Origin of the sequence: Methylophilus sp. UBA6697, assembly GCF_002454655.1 — a bacterium.
In the GTDB taxonomy this organism is placed as follows: Bacteria; Pseudomonadota; Gammaproteobacteria; order Burkholderiales; family Methylophilaceae; genus Methylophilus.
Genome location: NZ_DKJH01000035.1, coordinates 1 through 2,854 on the forward strand (window position 1 = coordinate 1; position 2,854 = coordinate 2,854).

Annotated in this window: 3 protein-coding genes; all 3 read right to left on the reverse strand. The window is 46.8% G+C overall.

Features of this window, described 5'->3' with window-relative positions; genetic code table 11:
• Positions 1-1,628, reverse strand: a 1,628-nt coding sequence (locus B3355_RS09790; protein ID WP_414683420.1) for an MCP four helix bundle domain-containing protein, incomplete at its 3' end; no start/stop codon positions are given.
• 230 nt (positions 1,629-1,858) lie between these two features.
• Positions 1,859-2,083, reverse strand: coding sequence for a hypothetical protein (locus tag B3355_RS09795; protein ID WP_019882307.1), 225 nt, complete (start codon positions 2,081-2,083; stop codon positions 1,859-1,861).
• Between the two features lie 168 nt (positions 2,084-2,251).
• Positions 2,252-2,854 (reverse strand): CZB domain-containing protein (locus B3355_RS09800; RefSeq protein WP_292783237.1); only part of this gene is annotated, 603 nt, incomplete at its 5' end.

The following is a 2,854-nucleotide window of genomic DNA, read 5'->3' on the forward strand; positions in this document are numbered from 1 at the left end:
ACCGTAATGCGGCCTTCTTTAGACGCCTCTGCCAGCATGCTGGTGTCGGCCACCAACGCGTTCACCGCTTCAATGCTGGTGTTCAAGTTGGTAATGATCTGGCTGTAATCGCCTGGATAATGTTCAGAAATCGTCGCAGGGATATGGCCTTTGGCGATATTGTCCAGGTACTCTGAAGTCACTGTCAGTGGTTTGACCACTGCATCCAGTGTGCTATTCAGGCCTTCAATCACTTTACGGAAGTCACCGTTATGCTGATGGGTATCGGCACGGGTAGACAGCTGGCCATCTTGCGCGGCTTGTGCCAGTTTATTGGCATCGGCCACCAAGGCGTTCACTGCACCAATACACGTATTGAGGTTGTTAATGATCAGGCTGTAATCACCCTGATATTGCTCTTGAATACGCGCTGGAATCACGCCTTTGGCAATGTTGTCCAGGTAACTTGAAGTCACATTCAATGGTTTCACCACCGCATCTAATGTGCTGTTCATGCCTTCGACAATCGCACGGAAATCACCTTGATGCTTGCTCGCATCAGCGCGGGCAGACAAATTACCTTCAACCGCAGCATGTGCCAGTTCGTCGGCATCGCTCACCAGGCGTTTGATATTGCTACGTACCTGCTCAATCGCCTCATTCACAAAGGCCTTCTTGCCTGGGAACTGCTCCAGCGGCACATCCAGATTACCCTCACCAAATGCTTTTACCACTTCAATGGCACTGCGGTTCATTGCAATGTGACCAGCCACCATTTTATTGATGCCTGCGGCCATTTCAGAATAACCACCTTTAAAGCGTGTTTGATCAACGTTGCAATCAATATCGCCTTCATCATGCTGCTGGCTCACGTAATTCAAGGATTGCACCAAGCCATCCAGTGTGCGTTGCAACACACGGATAGAATAAGCCACGCTGGACTTGTCATCTTCAGGCAAGGTGATTTTTTGGTTCAAATTGCCTTCAACAAAGTTGCGGGCAATCACGGTTAATTCAGACGGTTCCATGCCCAATTGCTTGAACATATTACGCTTGATGTAAATCCCAATGGAAACCACTACGGCGAATGCAGCAAGTGCAATCGCAATCAACATAAAGATGGCGGTTTGTTTCACAGCAGCGGCTTGTTTGGCACTGTCTTTAGCCAGCTTATTATTAAACTGTCTGTGCTCGCGAATGGCTGTTTGTACGCCTTCAATCACCGCCTGGTTCGCCAGCAAAGCATCTCTGGCCTCTGTTTTCTTGTTAGAAAGCGAAAGGGTCAAGGTATTGCTACCCAAGACATCGTAAGCTTTAATCGCCTCGTAATCTTTACCCAAAAACTGCTTATCCTGCGGATCGCTGATAAAGTTGTCATAGCGCTTTAATGCGGCCATCAGTTTGCCGTGGGTCTCAGCCACTTCTTTTTCGATGATCTGCATTTTCGCATTGTCTGTATTCAGCATATGCTGCCAAATCAGGCTATTCAACTTTTCAAATTCACTCAGCGTATCATCTAGAATCTCGATACTCGGCGCGGCCATTTCATTGGCGAAATTGGTGTATTTAAACACCCGGTCTGTTTGGAAATAACTCACTCCCGCCAGCAGGAACAACCCCAAAGCTGCGACGGCAATCAGAATGTACATTCTCTTAGCAACACTCATAATTTAGACTCCTAAATCCATTTTTAAACTTTATAACCTTTTTGGCTTTCTTATATTTTCGGTTATCAATCTGGCAAACTAAACATTAATAAAGAAGCTTTTCATCTCTCTGTTTTCGCTCAAGTTTTCACCTGCCCTGCCGAGTATCCAGTATGAAAAATCATAAAAAATCCCCCTACGTTCAGGGGGATTCGCTGACTGAAAAAAGTCGATTATTTCTTCGCTTTTGAAGCGTCTGCAACTTCTACTTTTTTCTTGGCAGCACCGGCCTCTGCAACTGCGTCGCCTTTCATATGTGAAGAAGTCAGTTCAGCACTGCCCTCTTCATAACAAACGCGACCCATCATCGAAACGGTACATACTTCAGCGGCAAAAATCGGCGCCGAAAAAGCGGATAACGCAACGATAGTCAGGGCTGTGTTCAAAGTTTTTTTCATAAAGTCTCCATACAATTTAACAGGGAATAACAGTGGTTATTCTTTACCACTTAGTTACTTTTACGACGCTTCCAGCCGTTTCTTTAGCGACAAACAGGCGTTTTAACAGTTTAGTTACAATAAAAAAGCCGACTGCTTTACAGTCGGCTTTTTTTCATTCAAACCTCGCTAAAACTCTTCCCAATCGCCATCATCGGTACCCGTTTTCTTAAAGGTACTGGCCATGGTATGCCTGGCTGCTGGCGGAGCATTACCGCCACCTCCGGAGAGGACCCTGGACAAACTCTCAATCGCAGTATGTGTGTCTTTCGACCGCCTGGAGAAGTCACCGCCTAGCAAGAACTTGGCTTTATCCATATTTCTCGCTGCGACAGAGGCTAGAATGTCACCGACACTCTGGTGAAAGTCCGCGTGCGCATCTTTCAAATCTCGATACTCCTTGCGGTGGCTGTGTTGCTTGCCTTCGCCATATATCCATTTACCCAAGTCGCATTTATGATCACTGGCCGCATCGGCATGGTTAATAGGCTCTTTTTGTCGCCCATTCATATAGTCTATCAGCCGTGTTTTCCATTGTGCATGTGCCTTATTGGCGTCATCCAAAGAGAACTTTTTTGCGACGGCTCCTCCATGGGCACCGGGAAAACTTGTGACTGATTTTGCTGGTGCATGATAATGCTGGGCTGCACTTCTTGAATGGCTACTCGCACCACGTCCTTCCAGTTTAAACTGGCTAATGGCTGCCGTGAGCTGGTTGGCCTGATCGACCAG